The sequence below is a fragment of the Neobacillus massiliamazoniensis genome (genome assembly GCF_001048695.1).
Lineage (GTDB): Bacteria > Bacillota > Bacilli > Bacillales > Cytobacillaceae > Neobacillus > Neobacillus massiliamazoniensis.
In genome coordinates, this window is the sequence record NZ_CVRB01000001.1 from 244,467 (window position 1) to 265,224 (window position 20,758).

The window sequence follows — 20,758 nt, forward strand, 5'->3', positions numbered from 1 at the left end:
TAAGCCAGATCGAGATTAATTACAACGAGTTAGCGAATTTCATTTGAAGCTTTTTTCGCTTTATTGCATAGCAGCTCGTACTTTTGTTCATACAGGCTGACCTGTTTAGTGCACCTCTTACGTTAAACTTATCTTGACATAATCTAACCATTTCGCTATTAGCATTATTTTTTCCTGCCCTGTATGAGAACCGTATGTTTGATAGTACTTTCTCGTCGTGTTCATTGATCGTTTTACCGCCACAAACAATAAAAAAGAGCCCACTGATTGTAGGCCCCCGAAATTTCCGAGTTAAAAAAGGATTTTTTACTTAAGATAAAATCGATTTAATCAGGATAGGTGACTTCTCTCTAGTTAATTGTTCAAGGTTTCGAGATTTTAACAACCATGCGTGCATTACGCTAGGCAAACCCCATATGAAATGCCTCTTCCGTTTATGATCCAGTGGCCTCCCCGTATAATTCAAGGATCCGGTCATCTTCATTTAAGTAGAAGCGTGGTTCTAAACCATTCTCTGTTACCAACCGATCAAAATCCTCTCGATTATTAAATCTAGTATCTGAGTTTCCAACATAAAAAAGATGTGGGTTGACCATAAAACCATTTGGACATTTAGCTATAAATTGTTTTTCACATAACCTTTTAATTGATTTGGAGACACCTCCTTTGTCAATGCTTAGGCTTTCAGCAATTTGTTTCTGTTTTATATAAGCTATGTTGTCATCGTACTTCATTTGTCCACACAGGAAAAATAGGATTTTATAATCTGAACCACGGAATTCTGGATCTTGTAAGTGTTGGAACCATTCCAAAATGAAGGCCCCCCAATAAACCACCTTTTCACTTCTTCTGGCCATTATCAACGCTCCTTTTGTTGTCATTATTGCAACTTTTATTGTCTTATTATCAATATTTTAATATTTTGTTGAATAAAGGACAACTTAATGTTGGTTATTTTACAACTTTTATAAAGAGTCCATTGAGGGTAAATGCCTATAAAATCAACATTTCAAGGCCATTTTTTTCTTATTGTATGCCTCGTCATATATATAGGGATGAAATACAATGGGTACAAGCAATAATCAAACCTATTTCCAATAGGTCATTATCATAAAATTTGAGGTGTTGTATATGAAAATCTGGAACTTTTTGCAACAACGTTTTGGTTGGATTGGAGTAGTTTTAACCTTTTTAGTTGCGGCATTTCCAAAAGCGTTCGCCAAAATAGGAGCGACTATTAAATTCTTAGTTGTAGGTTATTGGTTGCAAATGAGTGTGTTAACGATTATTCTCCTGCTTTTATTCGTTTCTCGACTTTTATTGAAACAACAAAAAGGCTAACCCGATTGATTATTAGCTATGTTAACTAACTTTCTAAAGATGTTATAAACGTTACTGTATAAGTAGAGTTATACGGTAACGTTTTTGTGTTTTTGTAAATTAAGCAATACCAAAGGTCTTTGGCTTCCTCTATCGTTACCGTTTGATCGTATCCAAAATAAACTTAGGTCATTTATACCTTAAATTTGGTAAGCCATTATCAGGGTTTTGAGATTTCGTTTTCACGTTCGTCCACCACTAGGTACCTGTTGATATAGCTTGGGGGTGTTTTTTTGTGATAGGGTAGCCCTCTTAGCTGGATCACAATTTTACCTTTGGAGACAAAACGAAAAGCGAACCGTTTACTGGGTCGCCTGTTGTTTAACTTATTAAACAAATAATTCCTTTAATTGATTAACAGAAAGCCACGGTCTTTTTCGGTGCAACATACTGTGACAATTAGAACAAACAAGGGCAATGTCTTCTACTTTTGTTTCCTCGTCTTCTCCCATTTCGGAAATAGGTTTTGTATGATGACCTTCTATGTAACCATCACCAATTTCTCCATAACGTGCTTTAAAATCAAATTTGCAAACTTCACATATTAATTTTCCGTGCCTTTGTAGAAAACGTTCCATAGCTAGTTTAATAACCTCGGGGTTTCGTTCCCTAGCTAAATGCTGTTTTAATTTTAATTTACCTTCTGGGAATCCTTCTTCATCATCAGTAAAACCTATACGATCAGCTTCGTTAAGTTTTCTCATTACATTTCCAACGGTAGTAAATCCATATTCTAGAATTGCAGTTACTTCAGTATCAGTTATACCTTTTCCTGAAACAATGCTATTTTTAAATAGTACACCTATATCACTTAAATATACAGGGTTATTAAACGATTGAAAATCAGATAAGATAATACAACCTATTTCACTTAAATCTACATTATTTCCAAACATATCTTGTCTTCTAGCAATAAATCTTTCCTTGCTTCCGTCACCGTTAGCTTTTCCATATTTATCCCAACCTTCATCAACTGTTAATTTCTCAAATCTTTCAAATATAGCTCTACCCATCACCGCTCTTTCCCCAGATACCCCCAATTCATTTTTAACTAGAAAAAAGAACGGCTCCCCCTGTGTAAGCACGTTAAAGTTATTAGTATTTTTACGGGTAAAGTTTACTTCAGTAAGGTTATCCAAACCAGATAAATACGTAAACCATTCCCTTGAAGTAACACCAATATAACCCCTCATCCCTGCACCTCTGTTTATAACATTAATTTTTGTCAAAAAGGTCGAATATGGTAAATTTCCGATTAAATCACGTCCAACTTCCACCCAAATATTTTGACGAAAATATTTTCCTTTTTGGCAGTAAGCAATTCATCTTCAAAATATGGAAGTATTCCTGGACATACAACTAAACCTTTTATATTTGAGTAACCTAATTCATCCTCGCATAACCTCATATAATGTTTTAATTGTTGTTTGACTTCACGCCCAATTCTGTCCTTTTTAATTTCAACAACAATAATTTCGTCATTCAAAGTATCCTTTAGGAGCAAATCTAGTCTAGATTCATCAGAAAATACATGTTGCTGCTTTAAAAGCTTAAGTCCCTCACCTAATATTTCAGGATTGCTTGCAATATATTTTTCTATATCTCTTTCAAGCACATGAAAAACTTCCTCTGTCGACAATAGCCTATTATTCAACCTTCCTTTCTTTTCATTTCCCTTTATTAAAACTAATAAAAGCGTTATGTCGCTTACATTTAATTCTTTCCAAGTTCTAAGTGCAGAAGAAATAGCTGCTAGGGTTGTTTGATCCGCGTTAAGTTTAGCTGGTCTTGAGAGTTGTTTTAACAAACCTTCATTTAACTCAAGAGGTATCTCTAATACCTTAGAACGAATAGGATTTCCAAATACAATTGTTTCATTTATATTTAAATCACTTATCTTTTTCTTAAGATGTGGGTTATTATATTTGTCAATAATTAAAGGGTCATCTAATAAGTTTTTCACAAGGTGTACTTCTTCAACAAAATAATAGGCTGTTATATACCGCTTGTCGTAAATAGTTTTATGAAAAAATAGATAATCACCCTTATTAACACCTAAAAGTTTCTCCCCATTTAATTTTAAATCTCCATAAGTTAACTCCTGAAACATTGGATCTTCATGGCTATTATTTTTTTCAGGGTCTACGTAACCAATCAGATAACTTGCCATACTCTCAACCTTCCTTTAATTGGTATCTATACTCCTAATATAACAAAAAATTAATAAGATTAGTTTAATTAATTGTTTAAATGGAAATGATGTTATGGAGGTGATGCAGGGTTTGACTAAGAAATTAGACTATGATGAAGTTAAAAGTTACATTGAATCAATCGGCTTGATGCTCCTATCAGAGGATTATGTGAACGCTTTAACCCCTCTATCATGCCTATGTCACTGTGGTAATCACTTCACTATATCATTGAACAACATAAAAAAAGGAAGGCGATGTCCAAAATGTTCAGCTCAAAGGCTATCTGAAAAGAATCGTTTATCGTTTGAAACCGTAAAAAACATATTTAGCAGTCAAGGTTATCTACTTTTTTCCGAATATATAAATAGTAGGAAAAAAGTAAAGTTCGTTTGCCCAAATGGACATATTGGGGAAATAACATTATCCAATTTTAAAAGGGGGTCTCGGTGTTATCAATGTTTAAAAGAAATGAGGTTTTATTCAAAAAGAGAGAACTAAAAAATGTGAAAGAATCAATAAGCAGTAGAATTTGATGTCCGTTACAGGTATGCAATTCAAAATTAAATAAAAAAGGTGATAGTAATGATGATAACCCAAACAGTTGAGATAATATGGAACAATAGAAACAAACAACATTACCTATCAAAAAACTATATCTTTACAAAAATAGGAGATACATTTTCCGTATCAGTCTTTGATTTACCCAACAATTCTACTATAAATGTCAAAGCGAAGTGCGATTATTGCGGGGATGAAACCCCTCCAGAGTTCACTTATGGAGATTATTATCGTCAGGCACTTTCTAGTCCCGTAAAAACTTATGCGTGTAATAAGCCTAAATGCAACTTCAAAAAACGATTTGATATGGCAAGCTACAGACAACAACGTGGCGAATTGAATGAAAAAAATCCATTTTATTTTCATTTTGAAGAAAATGTTATGAAGTTGCTGAAATCTTACTTAAATGAAAATGGAAATTTGCATCAAATGAAAAATAAGACTAAAGGCAACCGAATATTAAATATTTTCCAAAGACATCAAGAATTTGACATAATTGAAATGGCTATAAGACTTGGTTATGAAGAACAAGATTTGAGGAATAATCCTCTTCTTGGTTTGAGTAGAAAAGAAATGAACAGTGAACACCGACAGAACGAACAATTTGAAGAGGTAAAAGCAGCCATTTTGGAATTCATGGAAGAACATAAACGATTTCCTACTTATGAAGAGGCATGTATGCTTAAAGGTATGAACACTGCTAAACTAGATAAATTGGGCGGTATTCATGCTGTTCGTCAAAGGATGGGTATAAACGATTCTACGTATTTAATTGATGACCGAGGTTGGCCTAATAAGTCCAGTTATGAATGGATGGTTGCACAGTTTTTGATTCATAATAATGTTCCATATAAACGGGAGCAGAGGCCATTTATTAACAATGGTCATAGGAGTGATTTTACTTTTTATACAGAAGAAGGTCTCACTATCCATTTGGAATTATGGGGATATGATGAGACAAGCGGCGGTATTGTTGCTGAAGAATATGTTGAGAAAAAGGCTAGGAAGATGGAGTTGTATAAGGAACATGAAAAAGAAATCCAGTTAGTCTCATTGAAACGAAGCATGTTTGAACGAGCAACTTACGACCAAATCCAATCAGAATTGAAACGAATTTTAGGACCGATTTTAAAAATGAAACTCAAAGAACTGGAACAAGAAGTCATGATCCCCCCAACCATGTTGAGTAATGAACAGTTACTCGAAGAATTCTTAAAATATTCAATAGACGGAAAAACTACTCCATTGTTCTGGGATTTAACTAATAATTTACGGGTAGCTATTTTGAAGCGCTTTAAAAGTTATGAAGTTTTTTTAAAACAAAATAATTTCCAACCAAATAAAGAGTCTACCAATGTTCCTATCGAATACTTATTTGAGGCATGCGAAGCATGTATAAATGAAGACGGGTCATTATTGAATTTAAAAAGCTATTTAGAAAGAAATAAAAATCGATTCAAAGGATTTATAAGTAAAGCTAGAAATAATGGAGGATTTTTTAATGTCAAACTGAGTTTTTTCAGTAATTGTGTCGAAAAAGGAATTACCATCTTCGAAGATGATCAAATGTTTTTAATCGGAGTAGCGCAAAAAAAAATTACGAATATCACACGGCAAAATGAAGAACAAAGATTGTTTGCCATTGATATTCTCGAAAAACTTGGAGTTGACTATCAAACAATTCATTTTAGGCATTTTAATTTGCGATTTACAGATGAGGAAGTTCGGGAGATTCGAAATTGTAAAAAGAAAGGTGTAACTTATGCAGAATTAACCAAAAAATTCAATGCGAGTAGCAGCACTATTAAAGAAGTTCTCCATGGGCCTACATATTCTCATATTGTATAAAACACTAAATAAATGTATTCATAATGTTTTACTTTCGCTTGAAAACGTATAATCCCCCGAGGTTTTCAATTATAAAAAAATTTTTAAAAACGAATTTGGTTGCATAAACTAACTGATTTTATAGAAACTGGGGGCCGTTCCGCTCGTGAGGGTTTTGAGATTTGGCGTTTATCTGTGCGTAACACCAGGCAAACGACGATATGAAATGCCCCATTTGTTCGTGATGGGGTAGCCCCACAAGCTGACCAGTAAAAAATAAAAGCGAACTGTCATCAGTTCGCCTGTTGCGTCTCATATTCTTTCACTAACTTATAGAACGTGGTCCGTTTCATATCCGCTCTTCTCATCGCCTCTGTTGCTGTAATCCGGTCTGCTTTCCATTCCTTATAAACAGTGATAAATGCATCTGTTATTTCAGCTTTAGGTCTACCAAACTGCACACCATTCTGCAAAGCAACGTCAATTCCTTCTCGTTGGCGCTTCTTGATCCGCTCCCGTTCCTCTTCAGCTAACCACGATAGGATCTGTAGTACTAAGTCGGAGATAAACGTACCAATACTGTCCTGATATTTCGAAGTATCCAGTAAGGGCATATCTAGAACCACGATATCTGCTTTAATACTTTTGGTAATATCGGTCCATTCGTTTAAAATTTCTTCCTTATTCCGGCCAAATCGATCTAAAGAGTGAATGTATAGAATGTCACCCGATCGTAAATGGTGCTTTAGCGATTGATACTGATCTCGATTGAAATCCGTTCCGCTCTGCTTATCGATAAATATATCTCTGTTGCTTATCCCTACTTCTTTCATTGACTGCAGCTGCCGTGCTTCGTTCTGATCCCGACTACTTACACGAATGTATCCAAATTTCCTATTCTCCATTTTACGTTCACCTCTCGATACCTGTATATATTTTCCTTTAGTATAGCGGATGTGTTCGTAAATGTATATATAATAAACGAATATTCGTAAATTTACTTTTAGTCTTTTGCGAACATGTTAAAAAACGGTAGAATGCGAGTTTGACGGCTGTTTCAAAAGCGTTCGTATTTGTATACTTTAACAAACACTGTCTAGATATTTCTTCTGGTAACGAAAAATAAAAAATTAATATTTTAATGAACAAAAAAATATATATTAAATAAAACTATATTTGATTGTGTAAGGAAGTTAGAACTTTAAAATGTATTAAACAAAAGAGGGGAATCAAATGCAAAGGAAAATTTTACTTTTTTTATTGGGCTTTGCAATTGTTTTAGTAATAAATTTAATATTTCTCTATTTTTCAAAATAAAACAGTTGATTTCTAACTTTTTTATTATTACCTTTATATTGTATCAAAGTAAATTAGTGGGGGGAGTATAGTATGGCATTAACAGCTGACCAACAAAACCAACTGTTAATTAAACTAAATTCTGTGTGGAAAAATAGATCATGTCTAATGTGTGGGGAAAAAAATTGGGCATTATCAAATAGTATATTTGAAATGAGGGAATTCCATGGCGGTGATATAATTATCGGCAGCGGAAGTATTTTTCCTGTAAGTTTCTTGTAGTAATTGCGGAAATACTCATTTTGTAAATCCTCTAATACTTGGCATAATTGATAATTCAAAAGATAAAGTTGGGGTTTAAGAAAATGAGTGAAGAAATAACATTTAATCAAGAATACATATCATATAAACCAAAAAAACAAAAAGTTTTTCCTGTCCAAGAGCAAGATTGGAAGAAAATTAAGGACATGATTTCAAGATGCGAAAAATCAGAAAGAAGATCATACAAAGATATAAGTCTTGTGTTATTGGGTGGTAGTATTTCTGCAATTCTTTCCTTGGTGGCCTTATATAATATTACGAACGTAGCTAGTTGGATAATGAATTCTAATTGGATAATATTAATTTGTTCATTATTAATAGGGATTGGTTTTTTTTATTTAGATAAACAACAAAATGAATTGCAGACTTTGGATATTAAACAAATAACTGAAGAGATGAATTACATCGAACAAAAATATGACCTTACTGATAAAGATCAGGATGCATCATAAATTACCGAGTTAATGAGACGAATTACTAAATTTGGCCCTTTTAAGGCCTTTTTTTGTGTGTCTATGTTATTATTGAGTTTAAAATATCTAAATGGTAAACTTACCAAATTTCTGCGAATACGAGCTAAGTTTAGTTTGAACTCTAATGATTCGGCATAATATTTACACGAACATTTTCTATAATAAAGGGCGATCAAACATTTTACTTATGTCATTTCTTTAGCACAATAAAGTGTTCTAAATCTACCAAAATCTAGTATTACCAACATTTTATCACACTAAAGCAAATAAAGGTGCCCCCTCGAAGTTTTGACGATTAGTGACTGTTCCAAATGTCATAACGTCAAGTATACTAACCTTACAATTTCGTTTATAATTACTTCCAAATACCCTGGTACATCTAGATTGTCGAACAGGTCAGCCGTTGACCCCGAGGTTTTCAGAACGGTCATTTTCGGTCTTGCTGTACCAGGCGTATTTCGTTAAAACTAATCCAAGTCGTCCATTAAACGTAATTAAACCCTATTCTGCCTTATTCAAACGACCATACAAACGCCTCTCACGGATTCCGTACCGTGATATCTACGTTCACAGACACGTCAATGGTTACTTCGATTAACTTTGCTAAATCCTTTGTTGTAACGTATTCATCGGTTACACTACAGTCTGTCCAATAACGTAATTATCGTATTTGTTGTGTTAAGGTAAAACGTATAATCGTTTAAGCGTAATAAACCTCGCTAACGCTCAGTTGAATCCTGCTTAGTGCAGTCTTCACATAACGTACACCGTTTGTATTGTTAGATGTTACTGAAGCTGATAAGCTTTGGTACATCACCTACGCCTTTAGGTGGAGGTTTATTTACGTTTTCACTTTTTTTAATTAATCTCTGCTAGAATAATAAATACGTACTGTCTAAGATAAAGAAGTAATTTTGACATCAAAGCGCCTTAAACCGTTGTGACTCTAAGCGTCAAGGTACTTTTTCATAGTGTCAAAAAGGACACCTATTTCGCCATTTTACTGTCAAAAAAGACACCCATTTCTTATTTACAATAAGACGTTGAAGAGAACAATCCACGTAAGGTATCGTCTGGGTATCCCTTCTTACGATAGAACACGTAAGGATTCATAGTAAAAATACGGTCACGTTTGTCATCCTGGCGAATTGTTTCGGCAACAACGCCTATTTTTCGTAGTTTTTCCAACAGTTTGGACGTTTTCTTTTCGTCCATTCCGACCAGTAACGCTATCTGAGTTTTATTCAGGAACTGAATGTCCTCCGGCTCTGTAAACGGATCAACGCAAATCATATTAGTGTCGTAATGGACGTAAGGTAACAGCTTGTAAAGAAACCCAAGTTCTGATGCTGTTAACTTACCTATTAATTGTTTAAGCGGTGTGAAAAATAACTTGATTACTCGATTATGCTGCGGTTGTTGACGGAAATGAAAATAGGGATTCACGTAGAATTCCCCATTTTTTTCAGTGATAATTCCGTAGTTAAGCATTACCTTCCAGAACCTTATGAAAGTGGATTCCGACATTCCAACCGCTTTTGGCATTTCTTTTCTAGCAAGTTTTAACTTACCTGTTCCATACTCCATGTAACATTGAAGAATCAATAGGTAACCGCAATGAACGGTTGAGATGTTGGAAATAATGAATTTGGTGGTATCCATGTCTGCAAACGAGAAATGGCGATTGTCTTGAGAAATATATTGTTTATATGCATCATCAGATGTCTTTGCTCTTATATAGTGTTTATCTGAATCGAATGTCCGTAAAATTTCACCAGTAACAGGATGGTATTGAACAATATTACTATTAATCATTTAAATCTTCCTCCAGTTAATTTTAGTATTTTGTTGAAACAAAAAAAGGAGGCCCTCAGTTTCTTTAAAATAATAAAAACAGAGAAACCATCCTATAAAGCTAACAATATTATTCAATTATCCTATCGATAATTATCTCTATAGGCGGATTATTCTTAGCATCTTCTTTATCAAAAATTCCTTTTGCTCGTTCCTGGTACGTTTGCTGTGTCTCAATATCATCCAATTGACTTAAACGGTAAGTAATTGTTTTAACTCCTAAATACTCTGCAATTTCCTTATTACTCCATCCAATATCACGAAGAAATATTGCTTCTAAAACTTTCATGTAGGATAATTTCCTCCAATTCGTCCCATCCTCCATCTTATCCAACTGATTGTCTACATCGGTTCCTGGTAGAAGGTGATTTGGATTACAACAGGCTGAGTTACGACATATTTTATGCCTAATGACTTGACCTTCGGGTATTAAACCCATCGTAAATTGGTAAGCAAGGCGATGCGCTTTTTCCATTTTTCCGTTAAACCAAAACCTACCATATCCATATCGATCCTTTGTGCCAAGCCATTCCCAACAAGCGTTTTCACCACCACTAGTATCTACTTTTGACCAAAATCGTTCTTGATCTGCAAGTTCCCACTTAACGACTTCCTTAAGTATCTTCTTGATGTAACCCACAGATACACCGAAATCCTCCGCTAACTGCTTTTGCGAACATTGTTCAGTGGCATATCGATTTTGTACCTTTTGAATTTCCTTTTTGGGTAATTCTTTTCGTCTATTTCTCATTTTCATTTCCCCCAACCTGTGATTTTGTTCCAATATCTTTTTCGTCTGACTGTCCACAATTCTATTTCACATTCTTTAATTCTCTTATAAGACCAATCAAATATTCTGGGTCATCTAAAGTTTTAGCTAAAACATAATCAGTCGTGTATGCACCATGTTTCCGAATCGACGGTAGCACTTCATGAGTGATCCAACGTTTGAAGTTTCTTATGGAATTCACTCTTTCTTGAAATTGCTCTTCGGTCATTGTCTTTTTCTTCTGTGGTTGCATATGGAATAATAACGAATAAAGGCCCGTTTCGTTCACAACGGTAAAATTTTGTTTTCCTTTCGAAGTGTAAAAAGGTGACACACCCTTTTCATCTTCATCTAAACGTGAAATTGAACGCCTGTAATTTGAATCTCCAAACACCTCACAAACATTTTTAGCCACGAACCAAGGCTCACCATCAATACCTACCGTTCTTACTTCATCCATTCCAAAGTTAAATGTCATCACTTCGTTTGCCATATTAATTTCCTCCATAATGTTTTTGTACTATCATTCAGCCGTTTTCCATTTTTCATTTTGTTTGTTTTGAATCTTTTCGACCATCCAATTCTCAAAAGCGATATCGATATCCTTTTTGTCCATTTCGCTTATCTTCAAATTTTCCTTTACTGCCTGAAGACGTTTCTCTAATCTATCTATTGTGTCCATCTGTTTTCCTCCATTTCTTGAATCGTCCTATTCTGATAACTTGGTCTGTAGATATTGAATATCGCTTAAAATCGTATCCGTAATTCCAACAGCTCGTTTGAACTTCTTTGCAAAATCGGCTGTAATCGGTTTTGTTCCTTGTTCAACCGCTGATACCAAACTGACGCTAACTCCCATCCGCTTCGCTAATTCGCCCTGCGTAAGATCCAGGAACGCTTTGACGACTTTAATCGTTACAGCTGTAACCATCCTTTCTTCTCACCTCCTATATCGTTTCTACATAAATAACAGTTAGGACCAAATCGATTTGCGTATCACTTTTTTATAAATTTTTTTGAATTCTTTAAGTTATTGATCGTTTTAGCTTTAACCATTCTTCTCACCACCTTAACTAGTCTCAAAGTAATAGTCCGGAGATGGTACCTCGTTGTAACGCACGAATAAAAAATTTTTTCAAAAAAAAAACGCAACCTTAACGATTGCTAAATTGAATAAATAGATAAATTATTATGCACTTATTACAGGATATTAAGGCTATATACATTGAAAGAAAAACAATTACAAAGTTAATTATCTCCACCAACGCTAGTTACGCTTCTTTGTAATTTGATGGTAACTTCGGCTGCGCAGCTTTGTACGCTTTTTCAACTTCAATGAAGTATTGATGTGCTTGCTTGCCTCGGACAGTACGCTGGATCATTGAAATTTCTTTCGCCATATCCAGTTTCATGTGGTGATCTAGCTGCGTCTAAGTACGTGCTCTTTTTTGAGCATCTACTTTTTCCAAGACAGGAATAAAGTCTTCTCCTTCAGTAAAACCATATCCAACCATTCTATTGAACCAAGTATCGTACCTAGTACCGACTTCCAAAAATCCGTGCAACTCACGTCCACTACGGTGTGTCGCCTTGGTTATTAGTTGTTGTTGACAGTGACAAAGTAGAATTTCCGGCAACTGAATCTGCATTAACATTAGGTTATTCAAACCCACAGAAAGCAGTGCGAGACCATTGCCGTGAAGAGGGGGTAACGATTCGGGACGTCCTTACATCCGGTGGTAAACAACAAAAGAAATGCATCAGTGAAGGTAACTTATATAGATTAATCGCTAGATCAAAACTTCTGGCTGCTGAAAAGTTTGAGGCGTGGGTTTTCGATGAAGTACTTCCGTCAGTACGTAAACACGGCACTTATACGACGTTGAAAAACAAACAATCCGTTAACGGATACTTTAAGTCGAAACCCAATGACAATGATGACAAATGATAACAAGGTACAAACTTTCAGCTTTGGAATGAACGAACTTAGGTTGATTATTAAACACGGTGAACCTTGGTTTGCTGCTAAAGTTGCTTGCCGAGTACTAGAGATTAAAACTCCTACGATGGCTCTTAAGAGATTAGATTCTGACGAGGTGACTAAATTCAATTTAGGGGGCTTAGAAGGCGCAAACTCCTCCCCTCCATATGCATCGATTATCGGCTTAGGCTTACGTTCTTGATCCTTATACATAGAGCGTTGCATTTCGAATGCTAACGGTATAAATGATGCAGGTTGCCATTTAATTTTACCGCGATAACGTATTGCCATAGTTCATCATCTCATATTCACCATAAACGAACATACGTTTGTTATTTTCGTAAAAAAAAGAACCTAAATAGGTCCAATTTTTCTTTAACAATAGCCTCCCTAATTGAACAAGAAGATTATGACCTCCTACTAGCAAACTAACTAAAAGAATTCAACGCAGCATTTTTTAAATACTTTTTTTCACATGATCATCTTGATCAAAACGAAGCTTGAAATAGCTCTCAAACACCACTGAACTTGGATAAATTTTTTACGTCTCTCAATACGTTTCTTTGTTACCCTTTGACCACTTCACCTACAATAGAGGAAATTGAGCTTCAAAATAGTGTTCAGTTAATTTTCCTTTTTTTTTCGAAAAACTATACGAAATGAAATTCTTTACGATTATTTACTAAGTTAAGCACCCTTACGCAAAGCCGTAAATTATTTTCTGTGATTATATGTTAGTTCTGCCAGTGCGGCCTGATCTGCGGGAGCGGCCAGTGCGTCCAGTTCTCGTGCGATTGGTTCTTGTACGGCCGGTTCTACCAGTGCGGCGCGATCTACAGGAGCGACGTTTTTTTCCTTTAAACCCTTTTAAACATTCTTCATAAAAACCTAGCGAAGACAAAAGTTCCGTTAAAGCTTTATAATTGGCTATGGTTCTTTCCATAGCAATTAATATAATAAAAATAAAATAAACTGGATGTAATGTCGAATAACCCTTAAAAATAGATATCACAACATATCCAATTGTAATTACCATTGAAAAAAGCCATAAAATAAATTTCCTTCTTACCTTTTTAAACTTTTGTTTTTTAGTTTCTTCTGGGGATCCATAGATTAATATAAAAAAGTAAATGGAGGAGTGTAATATAACTAAGGATACCAATAAGCTCTTTTCATGTCCTTCTTGACTAATATACTCCAATAAATTTCTGTTTAATGAAAAATGAATTACATACAATGATAACACTGTGGATAATAAAATATAAGCTAGTCCACCAACCGCATGTAATACAGCTTTTATAGGAAGAAAATCAACACCTATGCTATCTTTTGTGATTAAGAAAGTTAGAACAAATTTTAATATTTTGTCGCTAATATTCTCTTCTCGTCGGATATTTAATAATAGTAATAATAATAAAGGCAAAAGCAGAATTATAGAGAGATAGAACACAACCATAGTTTCTTTATTATGAAAATCCGTTTTTCCAAAAAGAGATACTAAAGCAAAAATTGAGACCATATAAACTGGACCAATTATCATTAGCCTAAATAAACATAAATATATCTTCTTGTTATTTGCTATTAAATAATCTTCCTTTTTTGAAGACCAGGTGAAAAAGTTTAAAATTTGCTCAAATAATAAATTATATATACTCAAGAATAAACTCCTTTGTTTAAAAAGATAGATAAATGGCAGATTCTCTTCTCATTTTCAGTCAAGAAGTGGAGAAACAGAAAATCACAATCACTTATTTATATACTACCATTTTTGGTAATTTTTTTCACACGTAATTCATGACGTAAATCTACCAAATAAGGAGGATTTAAAAGGAATACGAAATATTTATTGGACCCATAGACAACATCGTCGAAGGTACGATAAGTCGGAATGGCAAATATAAACTTTTGCATAATTCTGCTAAACTGCCCGTTAGTTTAGTCGAGCAAATTAAAAAACGCCCTCCATTTAGGCGGCGTAAGTTTTCGTTTACAAAAAACACGATTTAACAGGAATCACTACCGTCAAGAAAATATTAGTTTATAAAGGACAAGTCGGCTGACTATTATATTACTTACAAAGAAATTCATTGACATTATTTTGTCAATTTGGCAAAATTGTGATTGTAGGTTAATAAATTTAAAGCCGTAGGACTTACGCTCACACTGTCAGTCATACAAACCACGTCAATCACCGTAATGACAATACGTTGACATATCGTTGACATATCGGATAGTTTCCTAAACTGTAGGTCGGAGGTTTGAATCCTCTCTGGGACGCTCAAAAGCCTTGATAATTCAAGGCTTTTTTATTTTTGTTTTTATGACTTTTTAGTGATTGCCGAAAATGAAAAGAAGCCCCCGAAAATAAACAGGTTCAACTTTCGAGTAGAAAACTTTAATTCGCAACCTATTTAGTACCTAATTTAGCAATAGAAAAACAATGGATGATGATATGCTCCCCTTCATATTTGAGAAATGGTAATATTCTGATGTCTATTCTTTTGTCCTTACTACAAATTGTCATTTTTGTAGTAATTGGTATGAGTATACTAAAAAGACAAGATTTATAAGATTAACAAAAAACTCTCCTCAAGTTCTGAGAAAGGTACTTGAGGAGAGTTTTTTTTAGACTAGATTCCATTTTATCTTAGATGAACAGGTTACTTTATAAGTTATCAAGCTGTTGGTTTTTTGCGAAAAACTTCACAATCCTCTCTTAGATGAAATAACTTCTTGTAACTTAACCAATAAGAAGTTCCTTACGATGCTCTTTGTCCTGAAATTATTTTAGAATGTGTATCCATTAAGGCGAGAAATTTTCCTTGAAAGAGTTTAGGAGGCTCAGGAATTGGGTCAGCCAGCCATAACGTAGTGATTGTCACGATCGTTTTGGCAAAGAATCTTGCCAACCATTCCTCGCTAAAATCAATTTCTCGAATCCCTTTGCAGTAAGGTAAAAACCACTCTGTATAACGATTTTCTAAAAATAGATGCCAGTTAAAATCGGCTGGTGCGATACAAATAATCCGTATTCTAGTGCGATTTTGATAAAGAATCGGTAGAATTTCTTTGGCAATAATCTCAAAAGGAGACTGTTCGCCAACTTCTTTGTACGTTTCTAGTATCTCTAATAAAGGTTTGGCAGCATCTTCTCGGATGACCTCGATGAGATGAGCAATCGAGTTAAAGTGATTGTAGAAGGTTGGACTTGTGATATGTGCTTTTTGAGCAATCATTTTTACAGTAATATTACTAAATTCAGTCTTTTCAGAGTTAGCAATATTTAAAAAGGCATCAATAATCTTTTGTTCTGTATTCCTAGCCATTTTTTCCTCCTAAACTAGTGAGTATTTACGAGCTATTATTAGTTGTTTAATCTGCTGCAGTCTCATATCTTTACTCATATCCCAAGCTCGCTTTCAATGTATTTTCATTAACATAATATAGTAAAGTAATGATAACTAAATATACAAATCGTGAACATATTTCAAACGTTTTAAGAGGATGTATCATTTTAGGTGCATGATGCCCTTAAAAGATTTTTTCTTTCACCCCATTTTCTCAAAATTAGTATATTCAAATAAAAAAGAATCAGAAAACGTTCAGACGGATACGTCTCCTGATTCACAGAGGATACAATAAAAGTAGACATATTGTAGTCGCCAAATTATTGTACTGTTACCTCAATTTAAAATGTTGATTTTCGTTCATGACCAGTTTCCCCGTATAGAACTGCCGCATTTAAATTAGTCTTTTTCTTTCCTTTTCGATGAGTGCTAGATATATATCATCATCTTCATTTCCTTTACCAAATGATCCTTTTCCGATAATAGATACAATGTTATTCTTTTTCACTTCTTTATGATGAAATACATAAGAAAAGAAATTATAAATAATAAAAGAAAAGGAGTAACCCAAAGAGTTAGATAAAAACCTTTTTTGGCGGTATTTGTAAAGCGTGAACTCCTAGTTCTTTAACGTAGTAATCAAGGATTTGCTGTTTTGTCATCCCCTTTTTAAACATTGCAGCGACATCTTTGTAATACATTTGCTTTACTCTATGAAATTTGGGAGTCTACTCATTTAGTTTTAGAAGGAGGTTGGGATAAAAGTCTGTATAGAATAGACTGATTTTTCAGACATTCACTAGTTGAAGGAAGTGTTTTCCACTTGTCTAGCAGGTAATAAAATAATATTAAAAAAATTTTTTTTGGATTATTTTTTTATATTGTATAAAAAAGAAGGATAAAAATAACAAAAAAGTCAGGAGTTTTTCGATTGTTTTTTTACACGATATAAAAATTTGGAAGCGTTTACAGCAAGGAGTAATGGTGCTATGATAAGCGCGAATGATGCGCATCTTCACTTTTAAAATAACAATAAAAAATATATTTTATTTGATGATAGGGGAAATAAAAATGTCATTCAAACTAGCGATAGCACCAGAAGCTGCCGAATTTATTCATGTTTCAAAAAGAATGGTTGATGCAACAAAAGTCCATGATTGGACAGATATTTCTGCATTAGTCGTAATGGATAGCCAATTAGAGATTGCTAAAGAAGCCGAAGAAACAAAGTTTGGCATTCCTTGCTTTGTTGTAACAGATGATGCCTCAAAATTTGATATGAATCAAATCGATTATGTTGATCATTTAATAGATTCGCATAATAGCTTTGATAAAAATCTTTACTCAAGAGAAGTAGAACATGCCTCAAAAGAATATGAAGAACGTGCGATTCCTCCTTTCTTTAAAGGTTTGCAAGAAGCGGTCGGTCGTGGTTCTCTTCAATTCGAAACACCGGGACATCAAGGTGGACAATATTTTCGTAAACATCCAGCGGGTCGTCAGTTTTATGATTTCTTTGGAGAGAATATCTTTCGTGCAGACTTTGCTTGTAGTGAAGTAGCTTTAGGTGATTTACTGATTCACGAAGGACCTGCCATGGAGGCAGAAAAACATGCGGCCAAAGTATTTAATGCGGATAAGACTTATTTTGTCATGAATGGTTCAACTACTTCCAACAATATTACGATTAGTGCAGCTATCTCACATGATGATTTGGTTCTTTTTGACCGTAATAATCATAAGTCTGTCTATAATTCTGCCTTGATTATGAATGGTGGTCGTCCGGTTTATCTTGAAACGAACCGTGATTCTTATGGCTTTATTGGTGGAATTTACGATAGTAACTTTGAAGAAGAATATATTAGAGAACAGGTTCGTAAAATTGACCCTGAAAGAGCAGAGTGGAAACGACCTTTTCGTTTAGCGGTTATTCAGCTAGGAACTTATGACGGCAATATCTATAATGCCAAACAAGTAATCGAGCGTATTGGTCATTTATGTGACTACATTCTTTTTGACTCAGCATGGGTTGGTTATGAACAATTTATTCCAATGATGAAATCTTCTTCTCCGCTACTTGTGGACTTAGGACCAGAAGCCCCAGGCATTTTTGTGGTTCAATCTACTCATAAAGGGCAAGCAGGTTTCTCACAAGCTTCCCAAATTCATAAAAAAGATAAGCACATCAAAGGACAAGACCGTTATATTGATCATAAACGGATGAATAATTCTTATATGAAATATTCTTCTACTTCACCTTTTTATCCTCTATTTGCTAGCTTGGATGTTAACGCTCAGATGCAAGAAGGGGAAGTTGGGAAGAAGTTATGGGAAGATTTAATGGTTATCTTGGTTGACGCTAGAAAAGAATTGCTAGAAAAAGCCAAGATGATTCGTCCCTTCTTACCACCGATTGTTCATGGTAAAGCTTGGCAAGAAGCTCCTTCTGAAGAAATTGCCAAAGATGTTGATTACTGGCGTTTTAATCCTGAAGAAAACTGGCATGGTTTTGATGGATACAGTAAGAATCAATACTTTGTCGATCCAAATAAATTCTTGCTAACCACTCCTGGCATTAATACAGAAACAGATAGTTATGAAGATTTTGGGATTCCTGCAATTATCTTGGCAAATTATCTACGTGAACATGGCATTATTCCTGAAAAGAGTGATCTGAACGCGATTGAATTCTTGATGACACCAGCAGAGGACACGACCAAGATTGGCAACTTGATTACGCAAATCTTGAAATTTGAAAAATTAGTCGAAGCAGATGCACCATTAGCAAAAGTTCTTCCACGCTTGTATGAAACACACCAAGCACGCTATGAAGGTTATACAGTTCGCAAGCTTGCTCAAGAAATGCATGATTTTTATAAAGATAGAAATTGTAAAGACTATCAAAAGAAAATGTTTAAACACGAATACCTACCAGAACAAGCGATGACACCATTTGCGGCTAATGAAGAATTGAAGCGTAACAATACCAAACTAGTGCCCATTTCTAAGATTCAAGGAGAAATTGCTCTAGAAGGCGCACTTCCTTATCCTCCAGGTATTCTTTGTGTGGTACCAGGTGAAGTATGGAATGATGCGGTTTGCCAATACTTCTTGATTCTAGAAGAAGGAATCAATCGCTTCCCAGGCTTTGCTCCTGAAATTCAAGGGGTTTACTTCAGTGAAGAAAACGGTCGAATCATTGCTTCTGGCTATGTATTTGATGCTGTTAAAAAAGAACAACGTGAAATTGAAAAGAGGCGTTAATGATGAAAGAGAAAAAAATGGGTGTTTTGCAGTTAACAGTGGTGACTGCAATTAACATGATGGGTTCAGGAATCATAATGTTACCAACAAACTTAGCACAGATTGGTACCATTTCGATTCTATCTTGGTTTGTTACAGCATTTGGTGCCATGCTTTTGGCTTATGGTTTTGCTCAAGCTGGTATTTATAGTCGCAAACATGGGGGAATGGGAGGATACTCAGAATATTCATTTGGTAAGGCAGGAGCTTTTATGTCCAACTATGCCTATGGGGTTTCTGGTGTTATCTCCAATGTAGCGATTGCCATTTCTTGTGTGGGTTATCTAGCTGGCTTTTTTGGTTGGCATTTATCTCCAATGGGTGTCGTTATTTGGACGATTATTGTCTTATGGCTATCGACTATCCTAAACTTTGGCGGAGCTAAGATTACGGGTCGTATCTCAAGTTTTACGGTGCTAGGAGTTCTTATTCCTTTATTCTTTATTATCTTATTTGGTTGGTTTTGGTTTAGTGGAGCACGCTATATGTCTGCATGGAATCCACATCATTACACCGCATTTGCTGGTCTAGGAAAATCAGTTTCAATTACACTTTGGGCTTTTCTCGGACTTGAGTCTGCTTCAGCTAATATGGATAAAGTAGAAAATCCTAAGAAGAATGTCCCAATCGCTGTATTAGGAGGAACGATTGGCGCTGCTTTCCTTTATATTTTATCAACCAATATCGTCCAAGGAATCGTGCCAAACCTTGACTTAGCTAACTCAACTGCACCATTTGGCTTAGTGTTTGCTCACATGTTTAACCCAACAATCGGTCATTTAGTGATGAGCTTATTCGTTATTTCTTGCTTTGGTTCGCTTTTAACTTGGCAATTTACCATGGCTGAGGTTTTCCGTTCCTCTGCTCAAGAAGGTTATTATCCACAAATCTTTAATAAGACGATTGGCAATGGAACACCACTTGCAGGTTTAATTATCTTTACTCTCTTGCAAACCTTGCTAGCCTTTAGTTCAATTAGCCCAAGTTTATCTGCGCAATTTGCTATATTGGTCAACTTAGCGGTTATTACCAACTGTATTCCTTATCTACTATCAATGGGTTCTTTAAAGACCATGATGCGTATCGATGGAACAAGCAGTCCAGCAAAAGAAAAACTTGTAGCAATCGTTGCTTTTGCCGCAGGTGTTTACACCCTTTATGCGATTTCACAAGCAGGAACAACAGCGATTGTACTTGGTTCAATCGTAACCTTATTTGGTTGGACGCTTTACGGGGCAATGTCTTACAAGTTTGACGTGCCGAGCGGACAGCATAGTGCCAAGCGGACAGCATAGTTAAAAATTCCCTTACAGCTTTTACTGCAAAAACCTCTTAAAAGTAAGTTCGACGCTTACTTTTAAGAGGTTTTTTAATCGGTAGATATGGTAAACATATAATAGCAAAAGCACAGTCCTCGCCACTGTAGCTGGACCACCAAAAGCCAAAGAGCGGTCTTT

21 protein-coding genes and 1 pseudogene are annotated in these 20,758 nt (G+C 34.9%); 8 read left to right on the forward strand and 14 right to left on the reverse strand.

What is annotated here, in order from left to right; translation table 11 throughout:
• Positions 1 to 434 precede the first annotated feature (434 nt).
• Entirely contained in the window at positions 435 to 857 is a 423-nt protein-coding gene (locus BN1082_RS01295) for a MarR family transcriptional regulator (protein ID WP_090629804.1), read from the reverse strand.
• 274 nt (positions 858 to 1,131) lie between these two features.
• Here BN1082_RS01295 and BN1082_RS01300 point away from each other — a divergent pair, with 274 nt between their 5' ends.
• Positions 1,132 to 1,341 (forward strand): hypothetical protein, encoded by a 210-nt coding sequence (locus BN1082_RS01300; protein ID WP_090629806.1) that lies wholly within the window; start codon positions 1,132 to 1,134, stop codon positions 1,339 to 1,341.
• Positions 1,342 to 1,709: 368 nt separating this feature from the next.
• Here BN1082_RS01300 and BN1082_RS28030 read toward each other — a convergent pair whose 3' ends face one another.
• Entirely contained in the window at positions 1,710 to 2,657 is a 948-nt protein-coding gene (locus BN1082_RS28030; RefSeq protein WP_245640269.1) for an HNH endonuclease, read from the reverse strand.
• On the reverse strand, positions 2,636 to 3,550 hold the full coding sequence (locus tag BN1082_RS01310; RefSeq protein WP_090629809.1) for an endonuclease NucS domain-containing protein: 915 nt from the start codon (positions 3,548 to 3,550) through the stop codon (positions 2,636 to 2,638). The genes BN1082_RS28030 and BN1082_RS01310 overlap by 22 nt, the downstream gene beginning before the upstream one ends.
• A gap of 607 nt (positions 3,551 to 4,157) precedes the next feature.
• On the opposite strand from BN1082_RS01310, the gene BN1082_RS01315 reads away from it, so the two are divergent.
• The gene (locus BN1082_RS01315; protein ID WP_090629811.1) at positions 4,158 to 5,978 is read left to right on the forward strand and encodes a hypothetical protein; all 1,821 of its coding nucleotides are present in this window, start codon (positions 4,158 to 4,160) and stop codon (positions 5,976 to 5,978) included.
• Between the two features lie 272 nt (positions 5,979 to 6,250).
• On the opposite strand, the gene BN1082_RS01320 is transcribed toward BN1082_RS01315, so the two are convergent.
• Entirely contained in the window at positions 6,251 to 6,862 is a 612-nt protein-coding gene (locus BN1082_RS01320; RefSeq protein ID WP_090629814.1) for a recombinase family protein, read from the reverse strand.
• A gap of 484 nt (positions 6,863 to 7,346) precedes the next feature.
• Here BN1082_RS01320 and BN1082_RS01325 point away from each other — a divergent pair, with 484 nt between their 5' ends.
• Positions 7,347 to 7,535: a hypothetical protein gene (locus BN1082_RS01325; protein ID WP_090629816.1), complete on the forward strand. Its 189-nt coding sequence runs from the start codon at positions 7,347 to 7,349 to the stop codon at positions 7,533 to 7,535.
• Positions 7,536 to 7,618: 83 nt separating this feature from the next.
• Positions 7,619 to 8,026, forward strand: coding sequence for a hypothetical protein (locus BN1082_RS01330; protein ID WP_090629818.1), 408 nt, complete (start codon positions 7,619 to 7,621; stop codon positions 8,024 to 8,026).
• Between the two features lie 1,047 nt (positions 8,027 to 9,073).
• On the opposite strand, the gene BN1082_RS01335 is transcribed toward BN1082_RS01330, so the two are convergent.
• The 7 genes from BN1082_RS01335 to BN1082_RS28675 all read right to left on the reverse strand — a co-directional run bounded on the left by BN1082_RS01335 (position 9,074) and on the right by BN1082_RS28675 (position 12,235).
• The gene (locus BN1082_RS01335; RefSeq protein ID WP_090629820.1) at positions 9,074 to 9,862 is read right to left on the reverse strand and encodes a hypothetical protein; all 789 of its coding nucleotides are present in this window, start codon (positions 9,860 to 9,862) and stop codon (positions 9,074 to 9,076) included.
• Positions 9,863 to 9,971: 109 nt separating this feature from the next.
• On the reverse strand, positions 9,972 to 10,652 hold the full coding sequence (locus BN1082_RS28035; RefSeq protein ID WP_245640270.1) for an HNH endonuclease signature motif containing protein: 681 nt from the start codon (positions 10,650 to 10,652) through the stop codon (positions 9,972 to 9,974).
• 61 nt (positions 10,653 to 10,713) lie between these two features.
• A complete protein-coding gene (locus BN1082_RS01345) occupies positions 10,714 to 11,163 on the reverse strand; it encodes a BRO-N domain-containing protein (protein WP_176699614.1) in 450 nt (149 codons plus the stop codon).
• A gap of 30 nt (positions 11,164 to 11,193) precedes the next feature.
• Positions 11,194 to 11,352, reverse strand: coding sequence for a hypothetical protein (locus BN1082_RS27225; protein ID WP_176699615.1), 159 nt, complete (start codon positions 11,350 to 11,352; stop codon positions 11,194 to 11,196).
• 27 nt (positions 11,353 to 11,379) lie between these two features.
• Positions 11,380 to 11,601 carry a helix-turn-helix transcriptional regulator gene (locus tag BN1082_RS01350; protein WP_090629825.1) on the reverse strand — a complete coding sequence of 74 codons (222 nt, stop codon included), beginning with the start codon at positions 11,599 to 11,601 and terminating at the stop codon, positions 11,380 to 11,382.
• Positions 11,602 to 11,941: 340 nt separating this feature from the next.
• Positions 11,942 to 12,082, reverse strand: a complete 141-nt coding sequence (locus BN1082_RS28670; protein ID WP_245640271.1) for a hypothetical protein — start codon at positions 12,080 to 12,082, stop codon at positions 11,942 to 11,944.
• An 18-nt stretch (positions 12,083 to 12,100) separates the two neighbouring features.
• Complete coding sequence (locus tag BN1082_RS28675) at positions 12,101 to 12,235, reverse strand: antA/AntB antirepressor family protein (RefSeq protein ID WP_245640272.1); 135 nt, start codon at positions 12,233 to 12,235, stop codon at positions 12,101 to 12,103.
• 17 nt (positions 12,236 to 12,252) lie between these two features.
• Here BN1082_RS28675 and BN1082_RS01360 point away from each other — a divergent pair.
• Together BN1082_RS01360 and BN1082_RS01365 are read left to right on the forward strand one after the other, a co-directional pair.
• Positions 12,253 to 12,552 (forward strand): annotated as a pseudogene (locus tag BN1082_RS01360) (BRO-N domain-containing protein); the annotation flags it as partial.
• 52 nt (positions 12,553 to 12,604) lie between these two features.
• On the forward strand, positions 12,605 to 12,853 hold the full coding sequence (locus BN1082_RS01365) for a BRO-N domain-containing protein (RefSeq protein WP_218055134.1): 249 nt from the start codon (positions 12,605 to 12,607) through the stop codon (positions 12,851 to 12,853).
• Between the two features lie 525 nt (positions 12,854 to 13,378).
• Here the strand turns inward: BN1082_RS01365 and BN1082_RS01370 are convergent.
• From BN1082_RS01370 to BN1082_RS28465, 3 genes are all read right to left on the reverse strand, one after another.
• The gene (locus tag BN1082_RS01370; protein WP_090629828.1) at positions 13,379 to 14,308 is read right to left on the reverse strand and encodes a hypothetical protein; all 930 of its coding nucleotides are present in this window, start codon (positions 14,306 to 14,308) and stop codon (positions 13,379 to 13,381) included.
• A 1,102-nt stretch (positions 14,309 to 15,410) separates the two neighbouring features.
• On the reverse strand, positions 15,411 to 15,977 hold the full coding sequence (locus BN1082_RS01375; RefSeq protein ID WP_090629830.1) for a TetR/AcrR family transcriptional regulator: 567 nt from the start codon (positions 15,975 to 15,977) through the stop codon (positions 15,411 to 15,413).
• A gap of 596 nt (positions 15,978 to 16,573) precedes the next feature.
• Positions 16,574 to 16,699 (reverse strand): cytochrome c-type biogenesis protein, encoded by a 126-nt coding sequence (locus BN1082_RS28465; protein ID WP_281176979.1) that lies wholly within the window; start codon positions 16,697 to 16,699, stop codon positions 16,574 to 16,576.
• Positions 16,700 to 17,069: 370 nt separating this feature from the next.
• On the opposite strand from BN1082_RS28465, the gene speC reads away from it, so the two are divergent.
• Both speC and potE read left to right on the forward strand, forming a co-directional pair.
• Positions 17,070 to 19,262: an ornithine decarboxylase gene (gene speC / locus BN1082_RS01380; RefSeq protein ID WP_090629833.1), complete on the forward strand. Its 2,193-nt coding sequence runs from the start codon at positions 17,070 to 17,072 to the stop codon at positions 19,260 to 19,262.
• 2 nt (positions 19,263 to 19,264) lie between these two features.
• The gene (gene potE, locus BN1082_RS01385; RefSeq protein ID WP_245640273.1) at positions 19,265 to 20,596 is read left to right on the forward strand and encodes a putrescine-ornithine antiporter; all 1,332 of its coding nucleotides are present in this window, start codon (positions 19,265 to 19,267) and stop codon (positions 20,594 to 20,596) included.
• Positions 20,597 to 20,758: the final 162 nt, after the last annotated feature.